The sequence below is a fragment of the Flavonifractor sp. An10 genome, assembly GCF_002161215.1.
GTDB lineage: Bacteria > Bacillota > Clostridia > Oscillospirales > Oscillospiraceae > Flavonifractor > Flavonifractor avistercoris.
Genome location: NZ_NFMB01000001.1, coordinates 110,626 through 133,909 on the forward strand (window position 1 = coordinate 110,626; position 23,284 = coordinate 133,909).

24 protein-coding genes and 1 pseudogene are annotated in these 23,284 nt (G+C 51.8%); 16 read left to right on the forward strand and 9 right to left on the reverse strand.

What is annotated here, in order from left to right:
• The first annotated feature begins 116 nt into the window (after positions 1-116).
• From B5E42_RS00615 to B5E42_RS00690, 16 genes and pseudogenes are all read left to right on the forward strand, one after another.
• The gene (locus B5E42_RS00615; RefSeq protein WP_087235943.1) at positions 117-1,034 is read left to right on the forward strand and encodes a DUF6017 domain-containing protein; all 918 of its coding nucleotides are present in this window, start codon (positions 117-119) and stop codon (positions 1,032-1,034) included.
• Positions 1,035-1,526, forward strand: a complete 492-nt coding sequence (locus B5E42_RS00620; protein WP_087235946.1) for a PcfB family protein — start codon at positions 1,035-1,037, stop codon at positions 1,524-1,526.
• Positions 1,523-1,813: pseudogene (locus B5E42_RS00625) on the forward strand (type IV secretory system conjugative DNA transfer family protein); the annotation flags it as partial. The gene B5E42_RS00620 and the pseudogene B5E42_RS00625, both read left to right, overlap by 4 nt.
• A gap of 32 nt (positions 1,814-1,845) precedes the next feature.
• Positions 1,846-3,843, forward strand: coding sequence for a MobA/MobL family protein (locus B5E42_RS00630; protein ID WP_087235949.1), 1,998 nt, complete (start codon positions 1,846-1,848; stop codon positions 3,841-3,843).
• Between the two features lie 15 nt (positions 3,844-3,858).
• The gene (locus tag B5E42_RS00635; RefSeq protein WP_242962718.1) at positions 3,859-5,745 is read left to right on the forward strand and encodes an AAA family ATPase; all 1,887 of its coding nucleotides are present in this window, start codon (positions 3,859-3,861) and stop codon (positions 5,743-5,745) included.
• The gene (locus B5E42_RS00640; RefSeq protein ID WP_242966964.1) at positions 5,642-7,000 is read left to right on the forward strand and encodes a DUF4368 domain-containing protein; all 1,359 of its coding nucleotides are present in this window, start codon (positions 5,642-5,644) and stop codon (positions 6,998-7,000) included. The genes B5E42_RS00635 and B5E42_RS00640 overlap by 104 nt, the downstream gene beginning before the upstream one ends.
• Positions 7,001-7,026: 26 nt before the next feature.
• Positions 7,027-7,380 (forward strand): TnpV protein, encoded by a 354-nt coding sequence (locus B5E42_RS00645; RefSeq protein ID WP_087235951.1) that lies wholly within the window; start codon positions 7,027-7,029, stop codon positions 7,378-7,380.
• Between the two features lie 153 nt (positions 7,381-7,533).
• A complete protein-coding gene (locus B5E42_RS00650) occupies positions 7,534-8,217 on the forward strand; it encodes a response regulator transcription factor (protein WP_087235953.1) in 684 nt (227 codons plus the stop codon).
• Positions 8,214-9,245, forward strand: coding sequence for a HAMP domain-containing sensor histidine kinase (locus B5E42_RS00655; protein WP_087235955.1), 1,032 nt, complete (start codon positions 8,214-8,216; stop codon positions 9,243-9,245). Before B5E42_RS00650 ends, B5E42_RS00655 begins: the two co-directional genes overlap by 4 nt.
• Positions 9,246-9,364: 119 nt before the next feature.
• On the forward strand, positions 9,365-10,030 hold the full coding sequence (locus B5E42_RS00660; RefSeq protein ID WP_087235957.1) for an ABC transporter ATP-binding protein: 666 nt from the start codon (positions 9,365-9,367) through the stop codon (positions 10,028-10,030).
• Positions 10,031-10,044: 14 nt separating this feature from the next.
• A complete protein-coding gene (locus B5E42_RS00665) occupies positions 10,045-12,618 on the forward strand; it encodes an ABC transporter permease (RefSeq protein ID WP_087236626.1) in 2,574 nt (857 codons plus the stop codon).
• A 560-nt stretch (positions 12,619-13,178) separates the two neighbouring features.
• Positions 13,179-13,592 (forward strand): sigma factor-like helix-turn-helix DNA-binding protein, encoded by a 414-nt coding sequence (locus tag B5E42_RS00670; RefSeq protein WP_087235959.1) that lies wholly within the window; start codon positions 13,179-13,181, stop codon positions 13,590-13,592.
• A gap of 103 nt (positions 13,593-13,695) precedes the next feature.
• The gene (locus B5E42_RS00675; RefSeq protein ID WP_087235962.1) at positions 13,696-14,148 is read left to right on the forward strand and encodes an RNA polymerase subunit sigma-24; all 453 of its coding nucleotides are present in this window, start codon (positions 13,696-13,698) and stop codon (positions 14,146-14,148) included.
• Positions 14,149-14,158: 10 nt separating this feature from the next.
• Complete coding sequence (locus tag B5E42_RS00680) at positions 14,159-14,620, forward strand: sigma factor-like helix-turn-helix DNA-binding protein (protein WP_087235964.1); 462 nt, start codon at positions 14,159-14,161, stop codon at positions 14,618-14,620.
• A complete protein-coding gene (locus tag B5E42_RS00685) occupies positions 14,617-15,156 on the forward strand; it encodes a sigma factor-like helix-turn-helix DNA-binding protein (protein WP_087235965.1) in 540 nt (179 codons plus the stop codon). The genes B5E42_RS00680 and B5E42_RS00685 overlap by 4 nt, the downstream gene beginning before the upstream one ends.
• Positions 15,096-15,392 (forward strand): DUF3847 domain-containing protein, encoded by a 297-nt coding sequence (locus tag B5E42_RS00690; RefSeq protein WP_087235969.1) that lies wholly within the window; start codon positions 15,096-15,098, stop codon positions 15,390-15,392. Before B5E42_RS00685 ends, B5E42_RS00690 begins: the two co-directional genes overlap by 61 nt.
• Positions 15,393-15,503: 111 nt before the next feature.
• Here B5E42_RS00690 and B5E42_RS00695 read toward each other — a convergent pair whose 3' ends face one another.
• From B5E42_RS00695 to B5E42_RS00740, 9 genes are all read right to left on the reverse strand, one after another.
• Complete coding sequence (locus tag B5E42_RS00695) at positions 15,504-16,532, reverse strand: tyrosine-type recombinase/integrase (RefSeq protein ID WP_087235971.1); 1,029 nt, start codon at positions 16,530-16,532, stop codon at positions 15,504-15,506.
• Positions 16,522-17,508 carry a tyrosine-type recombinase/integrase gene (locus B5E42_RS00700; RefSeq protein ID WP_087203496.1) on the reverse strand — a complete coding sequence of 329 codons (987 nt, stop codon included), beginning with the start codon at positions 17,506-17,508 and terminating at the stop codon, positions 16,522-16,524. Before B5E42_RS00700 ends, B5E42_RS00695 begins: the two co-directional genes overlap by 11 nt.
• Complete coding sequence (locus tag B5E42_RS00705) at positions 17,505-18,476, reverse strand: tyrosine-type recombinase/integrase (protein WP_087203495.1); 972 nt, start codon at positions 18,474-18,476, stop codon at positions 17,505-17,507. Before B5E42_RS00705 ends, B5E42_RS00700 begins: the two co-directional genes overlap by 4 nt.
• A gap of 157 nt (positions 18,477-18,633) precedes the next feature.
• The gene (locus B5E42_RS00710; protein WP_087235973.1) at positions 18,634-18,930 is read right to left on the reverse strand and encodes a DUF3847 domain-containing protein; all 297 of its coding nucleotides are present in this window, start codon (positions 18,928-18,930) and stop codon (positions 18,634-18,636) included.
• Positions 18,870-19,409, reverse strand: coding sequence for an RNA polymerase subunit sigma-70 (locus tag B5E42_RS00715; protein WP_087235975.1), 540 nt, complete (start codon positions 19,407-19,409; stop codon positions 18,870-18,872). Before B5E42_RS00715 ends, B5E42_RS00710 begins: the two co-directional genes overlap by 61 nt.
• A complete protein-coding gene (locus B5E42_RS00720) occupies positions 19,406-19,867 on the reverse strand; it encodes a sigma factor-like helix-turn-helix DNA-binding protein (protein WP_087235977.1) in 462 nt (153 codons plus the stop codon). Before B5E42_RS00720 ends, B5E42_RS00715 begins: the two co-directional genes overlap by 4 nt.
• Positions 19,868-19,877: 10 nt before the next feature.
• The gene (locus tag B5E42_RS00725; protein ID WP_087235962.1) at positions 19,878-20,330 is read right to left on the reverse strand and encodes an RNA polymerase subunit sigma-24; all 453 of its coding nucleotides are present in this window, start codon (positions 20,328-20,330) and stop codon (positions 19,878-19,880) included.
• A 102-nt stretch (positions 20,331-20,432) separates the two neighbouring features.
• Entirely contained in the window at positions 20,433-20,846 is a 414-nt protein-coding gene (locus tag B5E42_RS00730; protein ID WP_087235979.1) for a sigma factor-like helix-turn-helix DNA-binding protein, read from the reverse strand.
• Between the two features lie 524 nt (positions 20,847-21,370).
• The gene (locus tag B5E42_RS00740) at positions 21,371-23,125 is read right to left on the reverse strand and encodes an IS1182 family transposase (protein ID WP_087235981.1); all 1,755 of its coding nucleotides are present in this window, start codon (positions 23,123-23,125) and stop codon (positions 21,371-21,373) included.
• Between the last annotated feature and the right edge of the window lie 159 nt (positions 23,126-23,284).

The following is a 23,284-nucleotide window of genomic DNA, read 5'->3' on the forward strand; positions in this document are numbered from 1 at the left end:
CGGCGGTATGAAAGCCGCCCATATTCTTTCCCCTGATGGACAGGGCGGCAGATTACAGAGGGTATTTTCCGCGAAAATCAACACTTTTTCAATCCATGAGGAAGGAGGTAAACGGCATGGCGGTTTTCCGTATCGAAAAGACCCGTGATTACACGGTCATGTCAAACCACCATCTGCGGAACACGGCGCTGTCCCTGAAAGCGAAAGGGCTTTTATCCCTCATGCTCTCCCTGCCGGAAGGATGGGACTATACCACAAAGGGCCTTGCCCGTATCTGCAAAGATGGCGTGGACAGTATCTGCGCCGGGGTGCGGGAGCTGGAGGAACAGGGCTATGTGATCCGGGAGCGTGTCCGGAACGCCAACGGGCAGCTTGGGGCTATCGAATACACCATCCTGGAGCAGCCCAGGCAGCCGGAACCTGAACGGGAAAAACCTGGACGGGAAAATCCAGTTCAGGCAAATCCAGTCTTGGATAACCCTGTATTGGGAAAACCTGAACAGGGAAACCCCGCACAATTAAATACGAAAGAATCAAGTAACTATGGATCAATAACTGATTTATCAAATACGGAGCTATCAAATCCTATCCAATCAAATCCCCAGCCCCTTATGGGGCATCCCCCAGCAGGGACAGGGATGGGAACGGATGGGATGGGAGCCAGAGAGGTCTATCGTGAAATTATCCTGGACAACATCGAGTATGAGTATCTGATCCAGGATAACCACATCGACCGGGAGCAGCTGGACGAGATCGCGGAGCTGATCGTGGATACGGTATGCTCCGCGCGAAAGACGATCCGCATTGCCGGGGATGATTACCCGGCGGAGGTGGTCAAATCCCGCTTTATGAAGCTGGACAGTTCCCATGTACGGTATGTCATGGACTGTATGCGGGACAACACCACTTATGTCCGCAACATCAAGAAGTATCTGCTGGCGGCCCTGTATAACGCTCCGTCCACCATCAGCAATTACTATTCCTCCCTGGTACAGCATGACATGTACGGGGACGGTAAGCGAGGGAGGGGTTAAATGCAGGAAGAAGTAACCGGCAAAACCGTGACCCTAATCGTCAACGGGGCCAAAATGAGCGAGCAGGTGTTTGAAAAGGCGGTAAAGAAGTTCCTGGAGGAAATCCAGAAAAGCAGGCAGCCGAAAATATACCGGGGAAAGCAGACCCTCAAACAGCTGGCCTCCCAGAACGCCGGGCTTGCCAATATCGAGATCAGCGACAAGAATATCAAGGCCTTTACCCATGTGGCGAAGAAATACCATGTGGATTTTGCCTTGAAGAAAGACACCGCCGCCGAGCAGCCCCGCTACCTGGTCTTTTTCAAGAGCCGGGACGCGGACGCCATCACGGCGGCCTTCCAGGAGTTTGCCGGCCGCAGGATGGGCCGGGAGGAAAAACCCGCCATCCGGGACCGGCTGGAGCAGGCGAAGGAACAGGCGGAGCGGAAACCGGAGCACCGGACACTGGACCGGGAGAAAGTCAAAACCAGGGATCGGAGCGTGCAGCGATGAACATGAAAAAACTGATCCTGGCAAATCTCCCCTATCTGCTCTTTGTCTATCTCTTTGACAAGATAGGCGCAGCAATACGCCTTACCCCCGGCGCAGACGCAAGCGAAAAACTCTTGCAGCTTGGTACAGGCTTTGCCGCTGCCTTTTCCAGTATCGCGCCGAGCCTGCACCCCGCCGATCTGCTTATCGGCGTTGCGGGGGCGGTCATTATCCGGCTTGCCGTTTACATGAAAGGCAAAAACGCGAAGAAATACCGAAAAGGCATGGAATACGGTTCCGCGCGTTGGAGTGCATAATCTTAAGTGTAAAGGAACTCTACATGGACGCACAGGAGGATATGCACATGAATGATTACAACAAAATCACAGCCCTTTACTCCCGTCTTTCCGTAGGGGACGAGGACAGGGACGGCGGCGAGAGCAACAGCATACAGAACCAGAAAATCTTTTTGGAGAACTACGCCAGAGGGCAGCGGCTGACGAATATCCGGCACTACATCGACGACGATGAAAGCGGCAGATTTTTTGACCGTTCTGCCTACTCCCGCATGATGGAGGACGTTGAAAACGGGAAAATCGGCGTTTGCATTATGAAAGACCTTACCCGCTGGGGGCGCGACTATCTCCAAGTCGGCAACGCTATGGAGATATTCAGACGGAACAACGTGCGTTTTATCGCGGTCAACAACGGCATTGACAGCGAGAAGCCCGACACATTGGAGTTTGCGCCCTTTATCAACATCATGTCGGAGTGGTACGCAAAGGACATCAGCAAGAAAGTGAAAACGGGCATTAAGACCAAAGGCATGAGCGGAAAGCCGATTGCCACCGAAGCCCCCTACGGCTATGTCAAAGACCCGGACAACAAGGATTTTTGGATAATCGACGAGGAAGCCGCCGAGGTTGTGCGCCTTATTTTCCGTTTGTTTATCGGCGGGAAGAACCGCAACCAAATCGCCGTATATCTGAAAAACGAGCAAATGCCGCCCCATGCCCCGCCCTCTTTCTCTGACCGCGCTACCCTATGGAACAGTGTGGAGCTTTACGAGAAAACCGGGAACGCCCAGCTTGCCAGAGAGATTGACGCAGCACTCCCCATAGAATTATCCAGAGAGGAACAGATCCGGCTTGTCCGGGAATACTGTTCCTCTCAATTTGTTTCCAGAGGAATGTGCGTTGATTTTGCCATTCACGACACCGACAGCGGCAACCCCCATTGTCATATCATGCTTACTATGCGCCCCCTTGACGAGCGCGGCGCATGGGCGGCGAAGTCCAAAAAGGAATATGACATTGACGAGAACGGCGAGCGCATACGCTTACCAAGCGGCAGATACAAGACACACAAAGTTGACCTCACAGGCTGGAACGACAAGGGCAACGCGCTTTTATGGCGCAAGGCATGGGCGGATATTTCAAATGCCTACCTTGAACGCGCCGGACGCCCGGAGCGTATCGACCACCGCAGTAACGCCGAGCGCGGCATTGACGAGCTGCCTACCGTCCACATGGGCGTAGCGGCTTGTCAAATGGAGAAGAAAGGCATAGCCACCGAGAAAGGCGAGCTGAACCGGAATATCCAAAAGGCAAACCGCCTTATCCGGGAAATCCGGGCGCAGATTGGAAAGCTCAAAGAATGGATTGGCGAACTGTTCAAGGCGCGGGAAAACGCCCCGGAGCAGCCCCCGCAATCCCCCGGCCTTGCAAATCTGCTGATGAAGTATTTAAGCGTTCAGAGAGAAAAGAGCCGGAAGTATTCGCAAAGTTGGCAAAGGCAGCACGCCGCCGATGAACTGAAAACCGTTGCAAAGGCAGTAGGCTATCTTTCCGAGCATGGCATTTCCACCCTTGCGGAGCTGGACGCTACCCTTTCCTCTGTCAGCGACCAAGCCGACGCTATCCGGGCGGGCATGAAAACCGCCGAGAAGCGCATGAAAGAATTACAAAAGCTGATTGAATACGGGAAGAACTACACCGAGTACAAGCCCATTCACGACGAGCTGAAAAAGCTGAAAAATGGCTGGACGAGCAAGCGCGACAAGTACGAGGAAGCCCACCGCGCCGAGCTTACGCTATGGAACGCAGCGAGCCGCTATCTCCATGCAAATCTGCCGAAAGGGACAAAGAGCTTGCCTATCGCTGAATGGGAAAAAGAGTACGCCACCCTCAGCGGGCAGAGAACAGCGGAATATACCAAGCTGAAAGAAACCCGCGCCGAGGTTGCCGAGCTGCACAATATCCGCAAGTGCGTTGATATTGCGCTGAAAGCCGACCAGCCGGAGCAGACCCGCACCAAGCAGCACGACTTAGAACGATGAAAGGAGTTGAGATTTTTGTACTACACCCAAGAACAGATAGACCGGGCGAACCAAGCCGACCTTGTTTCTTTCCTGCAATCACAGGGCGAGCAGCTTACCCGCGCCGGGAATGAATACCGCTGGAAACGGCACGACAGCCTGACCGTCCGGGGAAACAAATGGTACAGGCACAGCCAGAGCAAGGGCGGCGGCCCCGTTGATTTTGTCATGGAGTTTTTCGGCAAGAGCTTCACCGAAGCCGTGGAACTTCTCACAGGAGAAAAGGGAGCCGCACCGCCGCCGGACAGACCTTGCCACGCGTCCCTTTCCGACTTCCGGCTACCGCCCCCAAACAACGACAACAGAATAGCGAGGAACTACCTCACAGCAGCCCGCCGCATTGATGATGATGTGACGGGCTTTTTCTTTGCCCGCGGCGATATTTACGAGGACGCAGCCCACCACAACGCCGTATTTGTGGGGCGGGACGAGGACGGAATACCGCGCTACGCCCACAGCAAGGGAACGGCGGGAAACTTCCGGTTTGATGTGAAAGGCAGCGACAAAGCCTTTAATTTCTGCTACCGAGGCGAGGGTGACAGGCTTTTTGTCTTTGAAGCCCCCGTTGACCTGCTCTCTTTCCTCTGCCTGTTCAAAAAGGCGTGGCAGAAGCAGAGCTATTTGTCATTGGGCGGCGTGGGAGAAAAAGCCCTGTTGCGTTTCCTCTCTGACCGCCCGAACATCAAGACCGTTTACCTCTGCCTTGACAGCGACCAAGCCGGAAACGACGCTTGCAGCCGCCTTGCGGAGCTTGTGCCGGAGGGCTTGACCGTCCACCGCCTTGTGCCGCTTCACAAGGACTGGAACGAGGTATTGCAGCACCGGGCGGAAATCACAGACGGGAAGTATATCCGGGAAGCGGTCTACGGCTTGAAAGAGCCGCCGCAGGAAGAAACCGTCGAGATTATCCGCATGAGTGAGGTGGACACACAGACCGTTGAATGGCTATGGGAGCCGTATATCCCCTTTGGGAAAGTAACCATTGTGCAAGGCAACCCCGGCGAGGGCAAGACCACCTTTGCCCTACGCCTTGCCGCCGCCTGCACCACCGGGGGAACGCTGCCGGGAATGAAGCCCTTGCCGCCATTCCCAGTGATTTACCAGACCGCCGAGGACGGGCTGGGCGATACCGTCAAGCCCCGCTTGATAGAAGCCGAAGCCGACCTTGACCGCGTGCTTGTGATTGATGAAGCCAAGCGGGAGCTTACCCTCTCCGACGAGCGCATAGAAAAGGCAATCACGCAGAACGGGGCGCGGCTGATTATCCTTGACCCCATACAGGCGTACATGGGCGAAAAGACCGACATGAACCGGGCAAACGAAGTGCGCCCCATGTTCCGCCGCCTTGCCGATGTTGCCGAGCGTACCGGGTGCGCCGTTATCCTTATCGGGCACTTGAACAAAGCCGCCGGAGGGCAGAGCGCATACCGGGGCTTAGGTTCTATTGACTTCCGCGCCGCAGCAAGGAGCGTCCTGCTGATCGGGCGCGTGAAGCGGGAGCCAAATGTGCGCGTTATCGTCCATGACAAATCTTCCCTTGCGCCGGAGGGCAAGCCCGTTGCCTTTTGCCTTGACCCGGAAACAGGCTTTTCATGGATAGGCGAATACGACATAACCGCCGACGAGCTGCTATCCGGCGCGGGCGGGAACACCGCCACCAAGACCGAGCAAGCCGAGAAACTGATACTTGAGCGGCAAGCACTTGACCGGCACCGTTATCTACGGCTACCTGTGGGACGAAAAGCGGGAACACTGGCTTGTGGACGAAGAAGCCGCCGAAGTGGTACGCCGTATCTTTTCCCTGACGATGGAGGGCTACGGCCCCTATCAAATCTCAAAGCTGCTGTCCGAGGCAAAGGTTGAAATCCCCGCTGTCCATCTGGCACGCTTTCAAGAGGGAGTAAACAGGACGAAGCCGGTCAAAGACCCCTACGGCTGGGGATCGTCCACCATTGTGAACATCCTGAAAAAGCGGGAATACCTGGGCCACACCATCAATTTCAAGACCCGCAAGCACTTCAAGGACAAGAAAAGCCACTATGTTGACGAAAGCGAGTGGACGATTTTCGAGAATACCCATGAGGCCATCATCGACCAGGAAACCTTTGACAATGTGCAGCGTATCCGGGCAAATGTCAGGCGTTACCCGGACGGCTGGGGCGATGCCCACCCTCTGACCGGCCTGATGTACTGCGCCGACTGCGGCGGCAAGATGTATGTCCATCGCGTCAATAACGGCAAGCGTGACCCACAGTTTACTTGCAGCCAGTACAGCAAAATCCCATGCGGGACGCTCTGCGGTACACAGCACCGTATCCGGGCCGAAGCTGTCCTGACCTTGATAACCGATATGCTCCGGGCCATCGCGGAGTATTCCAAGAATGACCGGGCCGAGTTTATCCGCACCGTCCAGGAAACGCAGGCCGCCCAGCAGGCCGCCGACATATCCAAGAAGCGGAAACGGCTGGCCGCCGCCCAAAAGCGGGCCGGGGAACTGGAAAAGCTGATTTGCAAAATCTATGAGGACAACGCCCTGGGCAAGCTGCCGGACGCCCGGTATGAGGCCCTGGACGCACAGTATGCCAAAGAGCAGGACGCTCTCAATGCGGAAATCACGGAACTGGAAAAGGCCGTTATCGGCTATGAGCAGAGCCGGAAATCTGCGGAGAAGTTTATTGCCTTGATTGACAAGTATGAGAATTTCGACACGCTGACAAATACCATGCTCAACGAGTTTGTAGAGAAAATTCTTGTCCATGAACGCGCCCGCAAAGGCAGCCAGGACACCACTCAGGAGGTTGAAATCTACTTCAATTTTGTGGGCCGGTATATCCCACCCGCCTTGCAGCCGGTTCCCCTGACCCCGGAGGAACAGGAAGAACTGCGGAAGAAGGAGGAACGCAAGGACAGGCTTCACCAGAACTACTTGCGCCGCAAGGCAAATGGCAAGCAGAAGGAATGGGAAGAACGCTACAACGCCAGGCGCAAGGCAAAAATGGATGCGGCAAAGGCCGCGATCCGGGCCGAGGACATGGAGAAGGGCATTTTTACCACCGTTAGCCAGTTACCCAGGCAGGAGCCGCGCAAGGCCACCGTATCGGCTAGCGCCGCAATTTAACCATCACAGTGCAAAGGAGAATGAACATGAGCGAATTGACTTATACCCGTTGCGGAGATTACTACATCCCCGATCTGAAACTGTCCGAGCAGCCGGAGGCCCCCATCGGCAAGTATGGCCGTATGCGGCGGCGCTACCTGAAGGAACACCGCCCCGGCCTTTACACCAGCCTGATTTTGTGCGAAAAGCTGTATCCGCACCTGTTGGAGATTGACCGGGCGGCGCGGGAGCGCATGGACGTCATGCTGCCCCGCATGATGGAGGCGGCGGGCGTGACCGAGGATTTGAAGGCCCGTGACCCCATGCGCTGGGTGGGGCTGATAAACACATTGAAAGCGCAGGCGGAGGAAATAATTATTACAGAAATCATTATGGAGTGATGAAGGGTGCGGGGAATATTCTCCGCACCTTTTATCAAATCGTGCTGCTTGTTGTCATTCCTGATATGCGGTAAAATATTTTTTGGGAACTTGTTTTTTGCGAGGTTTCTGTGACATTTGGGTGATACTCTACAAAGAAAAGGATGTGAGCGCATGAGAATTTTAGTGGTCGAGGATGACCGCCTTTTGAATAATACCCTTTGCTATAACCTGTCTGCCGCAGACTATGAGGTCGCTGCTGCTTTGACAAAAAGTGCTGCGGAACGTCTGTGTAAAAAACAGGAATATGATTTGATTGTCCTTGACATCAATCTGCCGGACGGAAACGGATTTGATTTTTGCCGGGATATAAAAGAACGGCACCCGGACACAGCGGTCATTTTCCTCACGGCTAACGATATGGAAAGCGATATGCTGAAAGGGTACGAGCTGGGGGCGGATGATTATGTGACAAAGCCCTTTCCCATGAGCGTATTCCAGAAAAAGGTGTCCGCTTTGCTGGCCCGTATCCGAAAACAGTCTGGCGGAGACTGCTACAATGACGGCGATCTGTTTATCAATTTTACGGAAATGACCGCCCTACTTCACGGGGAAAGCATCGCCTTTACCCCGATGGAGTACCGTCTTTTGAAGGTGCTGACGAAAAATCCGCAGATCGTTTTGACCCGGCAGGTGCTATTGGAAAAGCTGTGGGATATTGACGGAAACTTTGTGGATGAACACGCCCTGACTTCAACCATCAGCCGGGTACGAACAAAAATCGAAACAGAAGGCCGCCAGTACATCAAGACAGTGTACGGCATGGGCTACATGTGGATTGGAGGCTGGAACAAATGAAAACAGTAAAGTTATCAGTAAATAAGGCTTGTGTTGCCATCTGCGCGGTACTTGTTTTGCTTTCGTTGTTTTTACTGTCTGTCGTGTATTATTTGACGCAAAACACATTTGCACTGGTTTGTGTACTGCTCTATGTGGCCAGTGTTATCGGATGTATGGCCATATTTCTGACCTTTATACGCCGTAAACTAACCTTGTTTTCAGATGCCTTGTGCAAGCTGCTTGACGATATGATGTCAGCAGATCAGGCCCCGCCACAGTACACCGAGGAAGAAAACCTGTTTTATAAAATCCAGCACCGCCTTTCCCGTCTCTATGAAGTGCTGCGGGAAAGCAAAAGCAGCATTGCAAAGGAACGGGCCGACTTGCAGGAATTGATTTCGGATATATCCCATCAAGTCAAAACGCCGATTGCAAACCTGAAAATGTTGGACGCGACGCTGCTGGATCAGACGGTGACGCCGGAAAAGCAGAGAGAATTTCTTGTTGCTATGGACAGCCAGCTCGACAAGCTGGATTTTCTCATGCAGGCGCTGATTAAAACTTCCCGTCTTGAAACCGGCGTGATTTCTTTGGAGCCGCAGCCGCAGGCCATTTATGATACCCTTGCCGCGGCGCTGGGCGGTATTCTGTTGCACGCCGAGCAGAAAAAGATTGCAGTCACAGTGGATTGCCCGGAAACGGTCACTGCGGCCCATGACCGGAAATGGACAACCGAAGCCCTGTTCAACATTCTGGATAACGCGGTAAAGTACACGCCAGAGGGCGGGAAAATCCATGTGGCTGTCGTGAGTTTGGAAATGTATGTGAAGATTGATATTTCTGATACAGGCATTGGTATTCCCGAACAGCATCAAGGGACGATTTTCAAGCGGTTCTATCGTGAAAGCAGCGTACATGACGCCCCCGGTATTGGGATTGGTCTGTATCTGGCCCGTGAAATTATCACCCGGCAAGGCGGCTTTATCCGCGTATCTTCGGAACTCGGCACCGGCTCCACTTTTTCAGTTTTCCTGCCCCATTCTTGAAATGTCACAGGATTGTGACATTTCAAGGCGTTTTCAAGGGAAATTCAAGAACCGTTGTGACATTTCTGTGAGGATTGCATTTTACAATGGAACCATCAAAAAGAAAGGTGGTAGCACTTATGCCTATTTTACAAACAACAGATTTGAAAAAATACTATGGTGAAGAGCCAAACATTACGAAGGCTTTGGATGGCGTTTCCCTTTCGGTAGAACAGGGAGAATTTGTCGCCATTGTCGGTACATCCGGCAGCGGCAAGTCCACACTTCTGAACATGATCGGCGGATTGGATGTCCCTACTTCCGGCAAGGTCATTGTGGACGGCAGGGACTTGTCCACCCTGAAAGACGAGCAGCTTACCATTTTCCGAAGGCGGAAAATGGGCTTCATCTTTCAGAATTATAATCTTGTCCCCGTCCTCAATGTCTATGAAAACATTGTTCTGCCGGTGGAATTGGACGGCGATCAGGTGGACAATAACTATATGCAGGAAGTTGTTCGGATGTTGGGCCTGGAAGATAGGCTGAACAATATGCCGAATAATCTCTCTGGCGGCCAGCAGCAGCGCGTGGCGATTGCACGCGCTCTGGTATCGAAACCGGCGATTGTTTTAGCGGACGAGCCGACGGGCAACCTCGACAGCCGGACGAGTAATGATGTTCTTGGCCTGCTGAAAGTAAGCAGCCAGAAATTTCACCAGACCCTTGTAATGATTACCCATAACAACGAGATCGCCCAGCTTGCAGATCGGATTATCCGTATTGAGGATGGGAAAATTTCTGAATGATGGGGGTGTTGAAAATGAACGATATTTTATTTGGCAACAATAACAGACCCATTATTAAGAAATTGTCCAGGCGGTACTTTAAGGCCAGCAAAAGCAGGAATATCATTGCTATTGTTGCCATTATTCTTACAACCGTCTTGTTCACAACGATCTTCACACTGGGTTCCGGTTTAATTGATACGGTGCAAGACCAAAATATCCGAAAGATGGGCGGGGACGGTCAAGCTGTTCTCAACTACATTAGTGACGAAGTTTTTGATGATGTAAAGGGCAACGAATTGATTGACCGAATTGCCTATACAAAGGCAGTTTCTTACCATCTTAACAATCCGGGGCTTGCGAAATGGCGTTCTGATATGTGGTATATGGATGATACCGCATTGGAATTTGCCAGATACGAGCCGACAACAGGACACCGCCCCGAAGCTGAAAATGAGATCATAGCCGACACAAAGACATTAGAGGCATTGGGGGTTCCGGCTGAAATCGGCGCGACAGTCACCCTTGATTATGAAATCAAGGGCAAGAAGTACACAACTGATTTTACACTGTGCGGCTTTTGGGAAACAGACAGCCTAAGTAATATCGGACGTATTATCATATCGAAAGCCTTTATAGATAGCCATGCCGACTTACTCACCTATACCTATCCTGTGGACAATGATTATTCTGGCATTGTGACGGCGTATATCATGTTCCGTGGCAGCGGCTCCGTAGAAGAAAAATTGCAGCAGCTCCTTACAGAAACCGGCTACACCTGTGACACGCTTGGAGGACAGCCCACAGACGAAAACTATATTGTCGCCCGTGTCAGTCCCGCTTATCAAAGCAGCCCTATCAGTGAAAATTCCGCCCTGTTTATTGCCGGTATTGTGGGAATACTCGCGATTATGGCAACAGGCTATTTGATTATCTACAATATTTTTCAAATCTCTGTTATTCAAGATATTCAGTCTTACGGGCAGCTTAAAACATTGGGAACCACGAGGCGGCAGATCAAAAAGATTATCAACAAACAGGCCCTGCTTCTGTCTGCGGTAGGTATCCCCATTGGCCTGATTATCGGCTTTTTCATTGGCCGCGCTTTAGTTCCGGCTCTGATGAACGGCACAACTTATACTTCCGACGCTGGCGTTGTGGTGACAGTAAATCCGCTGATATTCATTGGCTCGGCTATCTTTGCTTTTGTTACTGTTTCTATCAGTGTGCGAAAACCAGCTAAAATAGCGGGAGCGATCTCACCGATTGAGGCTATCCGCTACACAGAAAATGACGCAGGCGCATTTCAAACAAAGAAGCGTCTGGCTGTAAAAAAATCAACCAGCGGCGCAAAAATTCATCGGATGGCCTTGGCAAATTTGGGGAGAAATCGAAAACGAACAATCCTTGTAATCGTGTCTATGACATTGAGCTTGGTACTGTTTAACACCGTATTTACTCTATCCAGTGGTTTTGATATTGATAAGTATGTTGAGAAGTTCTTAAACAAGGATTTTATCATTTCTTCCGCGGACTATTTCAACTATAACTTCGCCCGCAGTGAAACATACTTGTCCGAAACCTTTATCAGTGCAGTCCAACAACAGGACGCCTACGAGGATGGCGGCAGACTATATTCCAGCAAGGTGACAGAAGAAAGATTTTCCGCTGAAACAGACGCCGTAACAAATTACAACAAGGACGAATATGGAAATCCTCTTATTGCTCTGTATGGGGCAGACGATTTTCTTCTAAACTCGATGGATGTAGTCGAGGGCGAAATTGATTGGGACGCTCTTAAAACGGGAAAATACACGCTGTACGCGCTTACAATGGATGACAATGGGAATATAATTGACAATCCATCTATCCATGTTGGAGATACGATCACCTTTCATCACTGGAAGATGAACGGGTTAGCCGGTACACTGGATAACAGCTTTGACCTTACCGTTATGGCAAAAGTTCTTATCAATGAAAATACCGATACAGAGCGAAACACGGGCGCGGCACGTTTTTATTTGCCCACAGAACAGTTCAAGCCGCTCTGCCTCAATCTCCTTTTGGTAAGTTTTCCGTTCAATGTTAAGGACGGGACGGACAGCGATATGAACAGCTTTTTAAGCAACTATGTGGAAAATATTGAGCCAAGTATGGACTATGAATCGAAAGAAACCTATGTTCAGTCTTTTAATAGCATGACATCCCTTATTATTACAATCGGCGGTGCTTTAAGTGTTATTATTGGTCTGATCGGTATAGTTAATTTCATCAACTCGGTATTGACAAGCATTATTACGCGGCAAAAAGAATTTGCTATGCTCCAAAGTATTGGCATGACAGGCAGACAGCTCAAACGGATGTTGTCCTATGAGGGCTTGTATTATGCTGTGGGAACAATTATAGCCTCGTTGATCGTTGGGGTGCTGTTCTCTCTAATCATTGTGCAGGCGATAGCAAGTAGTTTCTGGTTCTTCACTTATCACTTTGTAATTTGGCCGATGTTGATTGTTTATCCGTTTCTTATCTGCTTGACAGTAATTATTCCCACAATTCTTTACCGACAATTTGCCAAAAGCAGCATTATTGAAAGGCTTCATCAAAATTGAGTTTGTCCGGCATAGGTAGCTGAATAAGGACATCTAAATAAGCGACTGAATCCATTAGAAAACCGGGGGCATTCTGCCTTCGGTTTTCTAATTGTCACAAACTTGCGAGATTTCAGCGTGTTATTATGTCGAAACGCTGTTATGCTGTGAGGATTTTGTGAGGATTATAGGCTAAGATATAAGAAATTGAGGAAAGAATGTACTGCCCGGCGGCAGAAAAGAAAAAACCGCCGAAGGGCAGGCTGCTTAACACGCCCATAATGTCTGGAACGGCGGTATCATGGAGGTATCGCCGTGTTTCTTTGCATCGTTCATCCGCCTAATTTGTTAAAAAAAGCCCAGCCACCGAACCTGCCCCGTCTGGCAGCCAGTGCGAAAATTGTCACAATGTAACTGAATACCGTGTTTTTTGCGCTCGAATAGCTTCATGCTGTCCGGGCGCTTTTTCATACCTGTGGGGCCGGAACATCGGGCCAACATGGCCCGAACCTTGCCCCCGGTGTCGTTCCCCGCCGCCCCGTTCAGATTTTCCCGCAAAAATCTGAACGGAGGAAAGGCAGATGGAAGTCACCATCAATTATAACGGACAAGCTGTGGCCGTGGAGGTCACACTGGAAGTCTATGAATTTCTTGACCGGGCCGACCACAAAGCCGAGAACCTGTCCCATGAGCAGCGGCGGCATTGGGATGGCCGGGAGTTTGACGAATACATAGTTGCCACCGAGGGCGTGGGTATCTACGGCGAAACGCCGGAGGAATACCTTTGCCGCATGGAAACGCTGGGTGAGCTGATGGCCGTCCTGGACACCTGCACCGAGGCCCAGCGCCGCCGGTTCCTGCTCTATGCCCTGGACGGGCTGACTCTTGCGGAGATCGGGGCGGTGTGCGGCTGCTCCAAAGTGGCCGTGTATCAGAGTGTGGAGGCAGTCAGAAAAAAATTTATAAATTTCTTTGAAAACAGGCTTAACGAATGACCTGTTTTCGGGCTACCAAGTGAAAGGGATTGTTTCCCTTATCCCAGCGGGAGGCGGACAGCGGACAAGCTGCCCGCCTCTCCCATTTTCAGGAGGTAAGCCTATGAAAACAATCAATCTGCGGTGGATTTATCCCCACTACCGGCACGACGAGTTTGTAGAGGTCAGCGACGAGGTCTGGGAGGCCATGCGGCAGGCCCAGCGCGAGATGAACAACTATGAGCGCCGGAAGGTCTACCACCGCGCCTGGTACTCCCTGGACGCATATAGCTGGGCGGAGAACTATGCGCTGGAACACGGCAGATCGCCGGAGGAAATCTTTTTGGAGCGCGAGGAACGGGCCGCCCATCTGCGTCTGCTGGCCGCCTTGCCGGAGGCCCTGGCCCATGCCACCCCCACACAGGCCCGCCGCGTCCGGGCCTACTACATCGTCGGTATCAACCAGCCGGAAATTGCCCGGATGGAGGGCGTACACAGCAGCAAGGTCAGCGTTGCCATCCGGCGGGGCCTGCGGAATATGCGCCGTTGCTATGACGGCCTTTTTCCGTCAGAGTGAGGGCGGGCCTATGCAGACGATCAACCTCAAGCAATATTACCCGTTCTGTACCGAGGACACCTTTGTGGAGGTGTCGGATGAAATCGTTGAAGCGTTCCTGCTGGACAAGCGGGCCGAGGCCGCCAGGGAGCGCAAGATGTACCGCTACAAGGCGTTTTACTCCCTTGACTGCGACGATGGGATTGAGAACGCCGCCATCGGCTGGGCGCAGCCATCGCCGGAGGATTGCCTGATGGAAAAGGAGGCGCAGGCCGAATATGCCGAACTGCTCCGGCGGCTCTATGAGGCCATTTCCTCTCTGCCCCCAACGCAGGCCCGCCGCGTCCATGCCCGGTATATGCTGGGGATGAAAGTGAAGGACATTGCTGCGATGGAGGGTATTACCCCATCCCAGGCGGGGAAGTCCATCCATGCGGCGCTCCGGCGGCTGCGCCGGTACTTCATACGCCGGAAATGGACAAGCGGCCTATGAAAACCCTCAACCTGAAAAAATACTACTACCCGATTTGCAAGAAGGACACTTTTGTGGAAGTGCCGGACGAGGTTGCAGACGCCATTGTGGAGGAAAGCCGCGCAGAGAACGCAAATGACGCCAAGCAGCACTATCACTGTTATTCTCTGGACGCTTCCCCCGGCATAGAACACCATTTCCCGGAACAGGTCATCTCCCCGGAAGATATTCTGATGGAGAAAGAAACGGAACGGGAACAGGAGGCCGCCCATGCCCTGATGATGGAACGGCTCCGGGAGGCCCTTGCCACCCTGACGCCCCGGCAGGCGAGCTGCCTTCATGCCCGGTTTTGGGAGGGCAAGCAGTTTAAGGAGATTGCCAAGGCCGAAGGCTTTACGACATCAGCGGCCATCGTCACGGTTCGCAACGCCATTATCAAGTTGCAGAAATATTATATCAAGCGCGGCTGGATGGAGCCGCTGAAGGAGGACGCGATATGCACAAAGAAATCACCACCCAAGCGAAACAGAAAAAAGACGGGCGCGAAGAAGTCCTGAAGGAAATCCGTCAGCTTGAGAATCGCCAGAAGATTTTGGAGAACAAGCAGCGCAACGAGGAACGCAAGGCCCGCACCCGCCGCCTGATTGAACGCGGGGCTATTTTGGAGGGCATTTTCCCTCTGGCCCCCGACCTTCCCGGCGTAGAGGTCAAGGCGTTCCTGATTGCCCTGTCCCATCTTCCGGGGGCGGCGGAACTGGCCGCAAAACTGCCGAAATCCGGGAACAAGCCGTAAGTCCCTTGTTTACAAGGGCGCATTATCCGAGATATTCAACTATCCGAGGAAATTTTCAAATAGTGGCTATATATAAGGATTTCAAAGAAATTTCCTCGGATAATGTAACAACTATTTTAGAAAGTCCGGCAACTGATTCTCCTTTTTCCGTTTTACAGAACTTTCCTTTTGCTGGGAGAACCATTTCTCGTTCCAATCCCGGATATGCCTGTTCACAGTCCCCTGTGAAAGCTCAGCGTACCGTTCGGTCGTAGAGATTGAGGAATGCCCGAGGAAGTTCTTGATTGCCATCATTGGAATCCCGGCCTCTAACATATGCGTGGCGGTTGTATGCCGCATGGTATGTGGGGTATAGCGTTTTTCCAAAAACATTCCCGGGTTCTCGGCCCTCGCAATGGCAACATACTTTTTATAAATCTCTTCGATGCAGGAAATCGTCATCTGCGGATGGGTCTGGCTGGTAAAGATATATGCATCTGCCTGTCCGGCACGCCCTGTTTCTATCAGATACCGTTCCAGAAGGATTCCGCTGGGGCTTGCGATTACGATCCTGCGGGTTTTATTCCCTTTTCCAGTGATTGTCAGTTTATACAGATTTTTTTCCTTAAAGAAATCCCTGACTTTGAGGTCGCAGATTTCCTGTGCCCTTGCCCCGCTGGCATACATCAGGTTCAAAAGAACCTGGTCACGGAATCCAAGGCGTTTTTCAGGGTCTGGGAGCCGGAGCAGGACGGACACTTCGCTAAGGGTAAAGATAGTCCTCGGCTGAATGGCTTTCTTTTTTACAGGCACCCTCCTGACCGCATTGGCAAACACAGTCGTCGCTTCAAAGTTCCTGTTCTGTGCATAAGCGGCAAAAGAAGCAAGCGCTGAAAGCCGGAGGTTCCTTGTGGATACCGAGCATCCCCGTTCTGTCTCAATCCACCGTAAGAATCCGTCAACTGTCTCATAATCCAGATCCCGGAACAGTATCTCACCGGCTTCTTTCTTTTTGACCTGATGGATGTACTGGAACAGGAGACGGAAAGAATGCTTGTAGGATCTGACGGTATTAGGGGAAAGCCCTGATGAGAGCGGCATATATTCCGTAAAAAACTGTTCCAGGAGGAACGTGAATTCAGGAAGTTTTTTATTCCTCATATGCCACCTCCGCAAATACGCCGGAAGCAAAATCTTCAAACAGCTCTATATATTCCGGAAACATGTCGCCGCTGAATTTCAGGTATTTTTCTGTCTCATCCATGTCATGGTGTCCAAGATAGACCGACAGGAAGGGCACAGAATCTTCCGCTGGCCGTCCGTTCTGTTCTGCCTGCGCAAAGGAATGGATGGCAAAATAGTGACGGAAACAATGAAGGCACTGGCCTCTTGAATGGGCCTTGCCCGGAACATACAGGCCGGTTTCCTGTAAAAGGTTCCGGAAGCGTAAATCAAAAGTCCCTTTGCTGACGGCAGCCCCTTTGTTTTTGGATGACGGGAACAGATAGCTTTCCGGCTCTGTTTTGATCCCCATAGCGATGCAGTATCTTTCCAGCATCTGCGTCAGGGTCACATCCATTGGGATGACACGCTGTTTATTGTTTTTAGCATGGCGGATCAGGATGGTTCCGCTTTGGAAATTTATATCTTTGACTTTGGCGGCGAGCGGCTCACCCAGCCGGAACCCGCACCCAAGGAGCATCCGCAGCAGCATACAGAACTCCATGTCGGTCTGACAGATTTTCGGGTCTGTATGTTTGTCGGCCCAACTGTCGGCGCGGGCCAGAAGGATTTGTATTTCCTCGTCTGAAAAGATATATGGGACATAGCTGTCTGATGTTTTGGGGCAGTCCGGCATAAAAACACGGTAACCTTTATACTGGAGATACCGCAGGAATTTACGGAGATAACTTACCTTGTCGCTGACCGTTTTGGCTGCGTTTGTCTGGCGGATTTCTCTGATCCATCGATTCACTGCCGCTTCTGAAATCACATTTGTATTTTCTTCCGCCAGCGATGAATCGAAGGAAAGCAATACTCTGCGTGTATTCCGCAAGGTGTCCTCATTGACAGTACCCTGATTGATTTTCAGGTATTCTTCCAATTCGTTTCTGAAAACGGACTGAAACTCCTTCATAACAGGGAGCACCTCCCCTCAAGGAAAGCGGCGAATGTGCCCGCCGCCTCCATTACCGGGAGGGCGTATCCCCGAAGCTGTTCCAAATCCAGCCGGGCATAGGAACGGATGGCGTTCTGGTCTGTATGCCCTAGAGTTTTCCTTACCACTTCATAAGGGATGTTGTCATTGACCATGGAGCTTGCAAGGGATGAGCGGAAAGCATGGGGGCCCTGTTTTCGCCCGTCAGGGTCAATCCCGGCTGCCGCTATGGCAGTCCTTACAATCTTAGTGATTGCCTGAACAGAGATATGGCTGTAAGGCGGGACAATGCGCAGGAACACATATGGGCTGTCATAGTCGGAACGTTCTTCCTGTAAATATCTCTTTAAAGCGTCTTTTACATCTGGAACCATGGGAAGTTCAATGGGAATGCCTGTTTTGTGCTGCGTAAGCCGGACTAAATTCCCCTCAAAATCCAGCTCCTTAAACGTCATGGATGAAATATCGCCGCTCCTGATTCCAAGGCGTGTCGCAAGGAGCAGAGCAGCGTAGTCACGTTTCCCATGCGGAGAATCCTGGTCAACACTGTTTTCAATCTTCAGGATTTCCTCTGCCGTGTAAACAGAGGGGTACGGCTGCGGCCTTTTAAAGAGAGGGACGACACCGCTGTAATCCCTGCCGGTATATCCGGAATGATAAGCATACCGGAGAAAAGTGCGGATATGTGAAAGATACCACCTGCTGCGGATTCTCAGGCAGGCAGCCCCTATACTGTGGGCATCCATTTCCTGTGGCTTCAAACAGCCTGTTTCAGTTACAGCGGATAAAAAGTAATGGCCGATCTTGTCATGGAGATGGATGGTGCTTTCCCGCAAACCTCTGTGCCGCCCATCTTCAAGATATCCCGCAAGGAAAGCGTCCATCTCTGGATTCAGTTCCTGATACACACAAGATGTTGATTTGTTTTCATTTGTTTTTTGTCTCATGGTTAAAGCCTCCTGTTTTCTTTGGTGACTTTAACTGTATCATGTAGAGAAAGATTATCCGAGGAAATTTCTTTGAAATCCTTATATATAGCCACTATTTGAAAATTTCCTCGGATAGTTGAATATCTCGGATAATGCGCCCTTGTAAACAAGGGACTTACGGCTTGTCCCCGGATGTCGGCAGTTTTGCGGCCAGTTCCGCCGCCCCCGGAAGATGGGACAGGGCAATCAGGAACGCCTTGACCTCCACGCCGGAAAGGTCGGCGGCCAGAGGGAAAATGCCCTCCAAAATGGCCCCGCGTTCAATCAGGCGGCGGGTGCGGGCCTTGCGTTCCTCATTACGCTGCTTGTTCTCCAAAATCTTCTGGCGGTTCTCAAGCTGCCGGATCTCCTTCAGGACTTCTTCGCGCTCGTCTTTTTTCTGTTTCGCTTGGGCGGTGATTTCTTTGTGCATATCGCGTCCTCCTTTGGCGGCTTCATCCAGCCGCGCTTGATATAATATTTCTGTAACTTGATAATGGCGTTGCGAACCGTGACAACGGCCGCTGATGTGGTGAAGCCCTCGGCCTCGGCAATCCCCTTAAACTGCTTGCCCTCCCAAAACCGGGCATGAAGGCAGCTCGCTTGCCGCGGCGTCAGGGTGGCAAGGGCCTCCCGGAGCCGCTGCAACATCAATTCATGGGCTTCTTCCTGTTCCTGGCGCGTTTCTTCTTCCAGCAGAGTGTCCTCAGCGGAGAGGGCATGATAGAGCAGGTGGTATTCCAGGCCGGGGGAATAGTCCATCGAGTAAGTATGGCTCCATAGCCGCTGCTCGGAGTTGTGGTCGGTGCGCCATTCCTCTGCGATGGCGTCGGCAATCTCGTCCGGCAGTTCTATGAAGGTGTCCGTTTCGTAGAGGGGATAATAATACTTTTTCAGGTTGATGGTTTTCATAGGCCGCTTGTCCATTTCCGGCGTATGAAGTACCGGCGCAGCCGCCGGAGCGCCGCATGGATGGACTTCCCCGCCTGGGATGGAGTGATACCCTCCATCGCGGCAATGTCCTTTACTTTCATCCCCAGCATATACCGGGCATGGACGCGGCGGGCCTGCGCTGGTGGCAAAGAGGAAAGGGCCTCATAGAGCCGCCGGAGCAGTTCGGCATATTCGGCTTGTGCCTCCTTTTCCATCAGGCAATCCTCCGGCGATGGCTGCGCCCAGCCGATGGCGGCCTTCTCGATCCCGTCGTCACAGTCAAGGGAGTAAAACGCCTTGTAGCGGTACATCTTACGCTCCCTGGCGGCCTCGGCCCGCTTGTCCAGCAGGAACGCCTCGGCGATTTCATCCGACACCTCCACAAAGGTGTCCTCGGTACAGAACGGGTAATATTGCTTGAGGTTGATCGTCTGCATAGGCCCGCCCTCACTCTGACGGAAAAAGGCCGTCATAGCAACGGCGCATATTCCGCAGGCCCCGCCGGATGGCAACGCTGACCTTGCTGCTGTGTACGCCCTCCATCCGGGCAATTTCCGGCTGGTTGATACCGACGATGTAGTAGGCCCGGACGCGGCGGGCCTGTGTGGGGGTGGCATGGGCCAGGGCCTCCGGCAAGGCGGCCAGCAGACGCAGATGGGCGGCCCGTTCCTCGCGCTCCAAAAAGATTTCCTCCGGCGATCTGCCGTGTTCCAGCGCATAGTTCTCCGCCCAGCTATATGCGTCCAGGGAGTACCAGGCGCGGTGGTAGACCTTCCGGCGCTCATAGTTGTTCATCTCGCGCTGGGCCTGCCGCATGGCCTCCCAGACCTCGTCGCTGACCTCTACAAACTCGTCGTGCCGGTAGTGGGGATAAATCCACCGCAGATTGATTGTTTTCATAGGCTTACCTCCTGAAAATGGGAGAGGCGGGCAGCTTGTCCGCTGTCCGCCTCCCCTGGGATAAGGGAAACAATCCCTTTCACTTGGTAGCCCGAAAACAGGTCATTCGTTAAGCCTGTTTTCAAAGAATTTTATAAATTTTTTTCTGACTGCCTCCACACTCTGATACACGGCCACTTTGGAGCAGCCGCACACCGTCCCGATCTCCGCAAGGGTCAGCCCGTCCAGGGCATAGAGCAGGAACCGGCGGCGCTGGGCCTCGGTGCAGGTGTCCAGGACGGCCGTCAGCTCGCCCAGCGTTTCCTTGCGGCACAGGTAATCCTCCGGCGTTTCGCCGTAGATACCCACGCCCTCGGTGGCAACTATGTATTCGTCAAACTCCCGGCCATCCCAGTGCCGCCGCTGCTCATGGGACAGGTTTTCGGCTTTGTGGTCGGCCCGGTCAAGAAATTCATAGACTTCCAGCGTGACCTCTACGGCCACAGCTTGTCCGTTGTAATGGATGGTGACTTCCATCTGCCTTTCCTCCGTTCAGATTTTTTGCGGGAAAATCTGAACGGGGCGGCGGGGAGCGGCACCGGGGACAGGATTCGGGCCATGCTGACCCGATGTTCAAGCCCCATAAATATGAAAAAACGCCCGGACAGCATGAAGCTATTCGAGCGCAAAAACTCCAATATTCACTTACAGAATGACAATTTTCGCACCGGCTGCCAGACGGGGCCTGTTCGGTGGTTGGGCTTTTTTTGACGGTAGCGCAAATATCGTCTGAATTTGTCGGCAGTCAGTGTGCTTCATGGCGGCTCCCTCCTAAAGCCGCCGTGTTGGCGTATGGGCGTCACTCCTTTATTGAGGGCATAAAAGAAGGGGCTGTCGGTTAATACCGATTTTTAGCCCCTGATATGCGGGAAAGAGACACTTCCACAAAATTCAGGCTTTTTCAGGTCTGAATTCACTGTGAGGGTGTCTCTTCCTTTTTTCACTGCCCTGTTTTTGGGCGCAAAAACCCCTTGTTTGGACTTTTTGAAGCGCTCCATCAGCTAAGCTGCTTTCTGCCCCTTTTTCCCTTCATATTTTTCGATTTCATGTTGTAAAAACCGGTGGTATTTCATGATATTCCTGCCCATCGCATACAGCATGAATTCTTTATATACTTTCTCCTCTGACCGGTAGTTAAAACGACGGAAGTTTTCATTTTCCTTGATATCTCCAAAGTGGCCCTCCGTCTGGATCGAACGGGTCTGACGTTTCAGGATCCCTTCCTCGCTCTGGATATTCGCATGGGACTCTTCCTTCAGTTCTTCCCACCGTTCGTTGACCTTCACGATTTTATTCCGATCAGGATTCTTTTCCGCATTGTATTTATATAGACATTTGGATTTATGCTCACAGCCGCTGCAGTCTTCACAGCCATATACCTCTATCGTCTGCGTATAGCCGTCCTGCTCTTTGCTTTCTGTCCGGATATGGTGCAGTTCCCTTCCATCATGGCAGATATAATAATGCTCATCTTCAAAGACGGCGTATGTCATGTTGTAATACTTCCCAATGTCTTCTTTGTATGCCCGTGTCTTCCTCTTCTCATGGTCCTGCAGCTTGATATAGCTCCGGATCCCGTTCTCTTTCAGATACACCAGGTTCTTTTCGCAGCAGTATCCGCTGTCGGCAGTTACTGCCTCCAGTGTGTCTCCAAACGCTTTCCTGTGCTTTTCCAGGACGGGGACCAGCGTATTGTAGTCTGTCCGGTCATTGCTGACATATCCGTGGACAATAAAGTAATTCTCTACCGCGATCTGGACGTTATATGCCGGTTTTAACTGCCCATTCAGCATATGGTCTTCTTTCATCCGCATAAACGTTGCTTCCAGATCCGTCTTCGAATAGCTGTTCCGGTCTTTCCCCATGATCTCAAAGCATTTCTTATACTCCATCAGGCGCCTGCCGCATTCTTCCAGTTCCTCGTAGAGTTTCTGGATTTCCGGCTTATGCTTCCCTTTTCCGAAAACGAATCCGATCCCTTCCCCTTCTGCGATCCGCACCAGGTTCTTCTGCAGCTTCAGGATCTCAAGAGGGGAACAGGAATCAATCTCAAGGATCGTGTTATTGGAGATCTTCTTATGCTTTGTCAGTTTCCGCTTCCTGTTTTCTTCGATAACTTTCCGGACTTTGTCCATCCCCTCGATCACGAACATATGGGCATCCCCAAGATCGTATTTGGGGCCATAGCCGTTCTCAAGCAGGAAGGCATTGTACTTTGCATAAAGGGCATCGATGGTGTCCAGCAGGCCGGCAAGGTGATAGTTGATGCTGCCCCGCCAGACAAAGGTGTACCGGTTTGCGTTCGCTTCGATTTTGGTCCCATCAATGTAAAGTTCTTTCAGCGTAATAAGGCCTTCCTTCTCCAGGCGGCGCATGAACTGGTAATTCAGATCGTCCAGGACTTCCTCCGTCAGCTTTTTTCCTTTAAAATCGTAAAAAGCATCCCTCTGGGGCTTCTGCCCTTTGGTCAGCCAGATAAAAGCAAGGTCTCTCCGGCATAAATCTACAATACGGTCAACAGCCCTGACCCCGCGCATGTTTGCGTAGGTAACAACAGCATACAGCATGATTGGATTATACCCGGTTCTTCCCTTATCCGAATAGCAGGCCAGCAGGCCTGAAAAATCTAATTCCTCCATCACTTTTTTCAGGGTATAGACTGGATCGTCGTCGGGTAGCCTCAATTCGAAGAAACTGAAGTTAATTTTCTGTTGCCCAATTTCAAAAAAGTCATTATAATAATCTTTGGTTAGCATAGTTCCATTATAACATGGAACGGGGAGAAAGATGGCTGTCGTTAGTCATCTTTTTCTCTTTTTTGAGGATAAATTTCAGGGGCAGGCGTGACTCGCATGAGTCACACCTGCCCCTGTTTGGAACTATCTATTTCCCGACAGCCCCCTGGTCGTATGGGC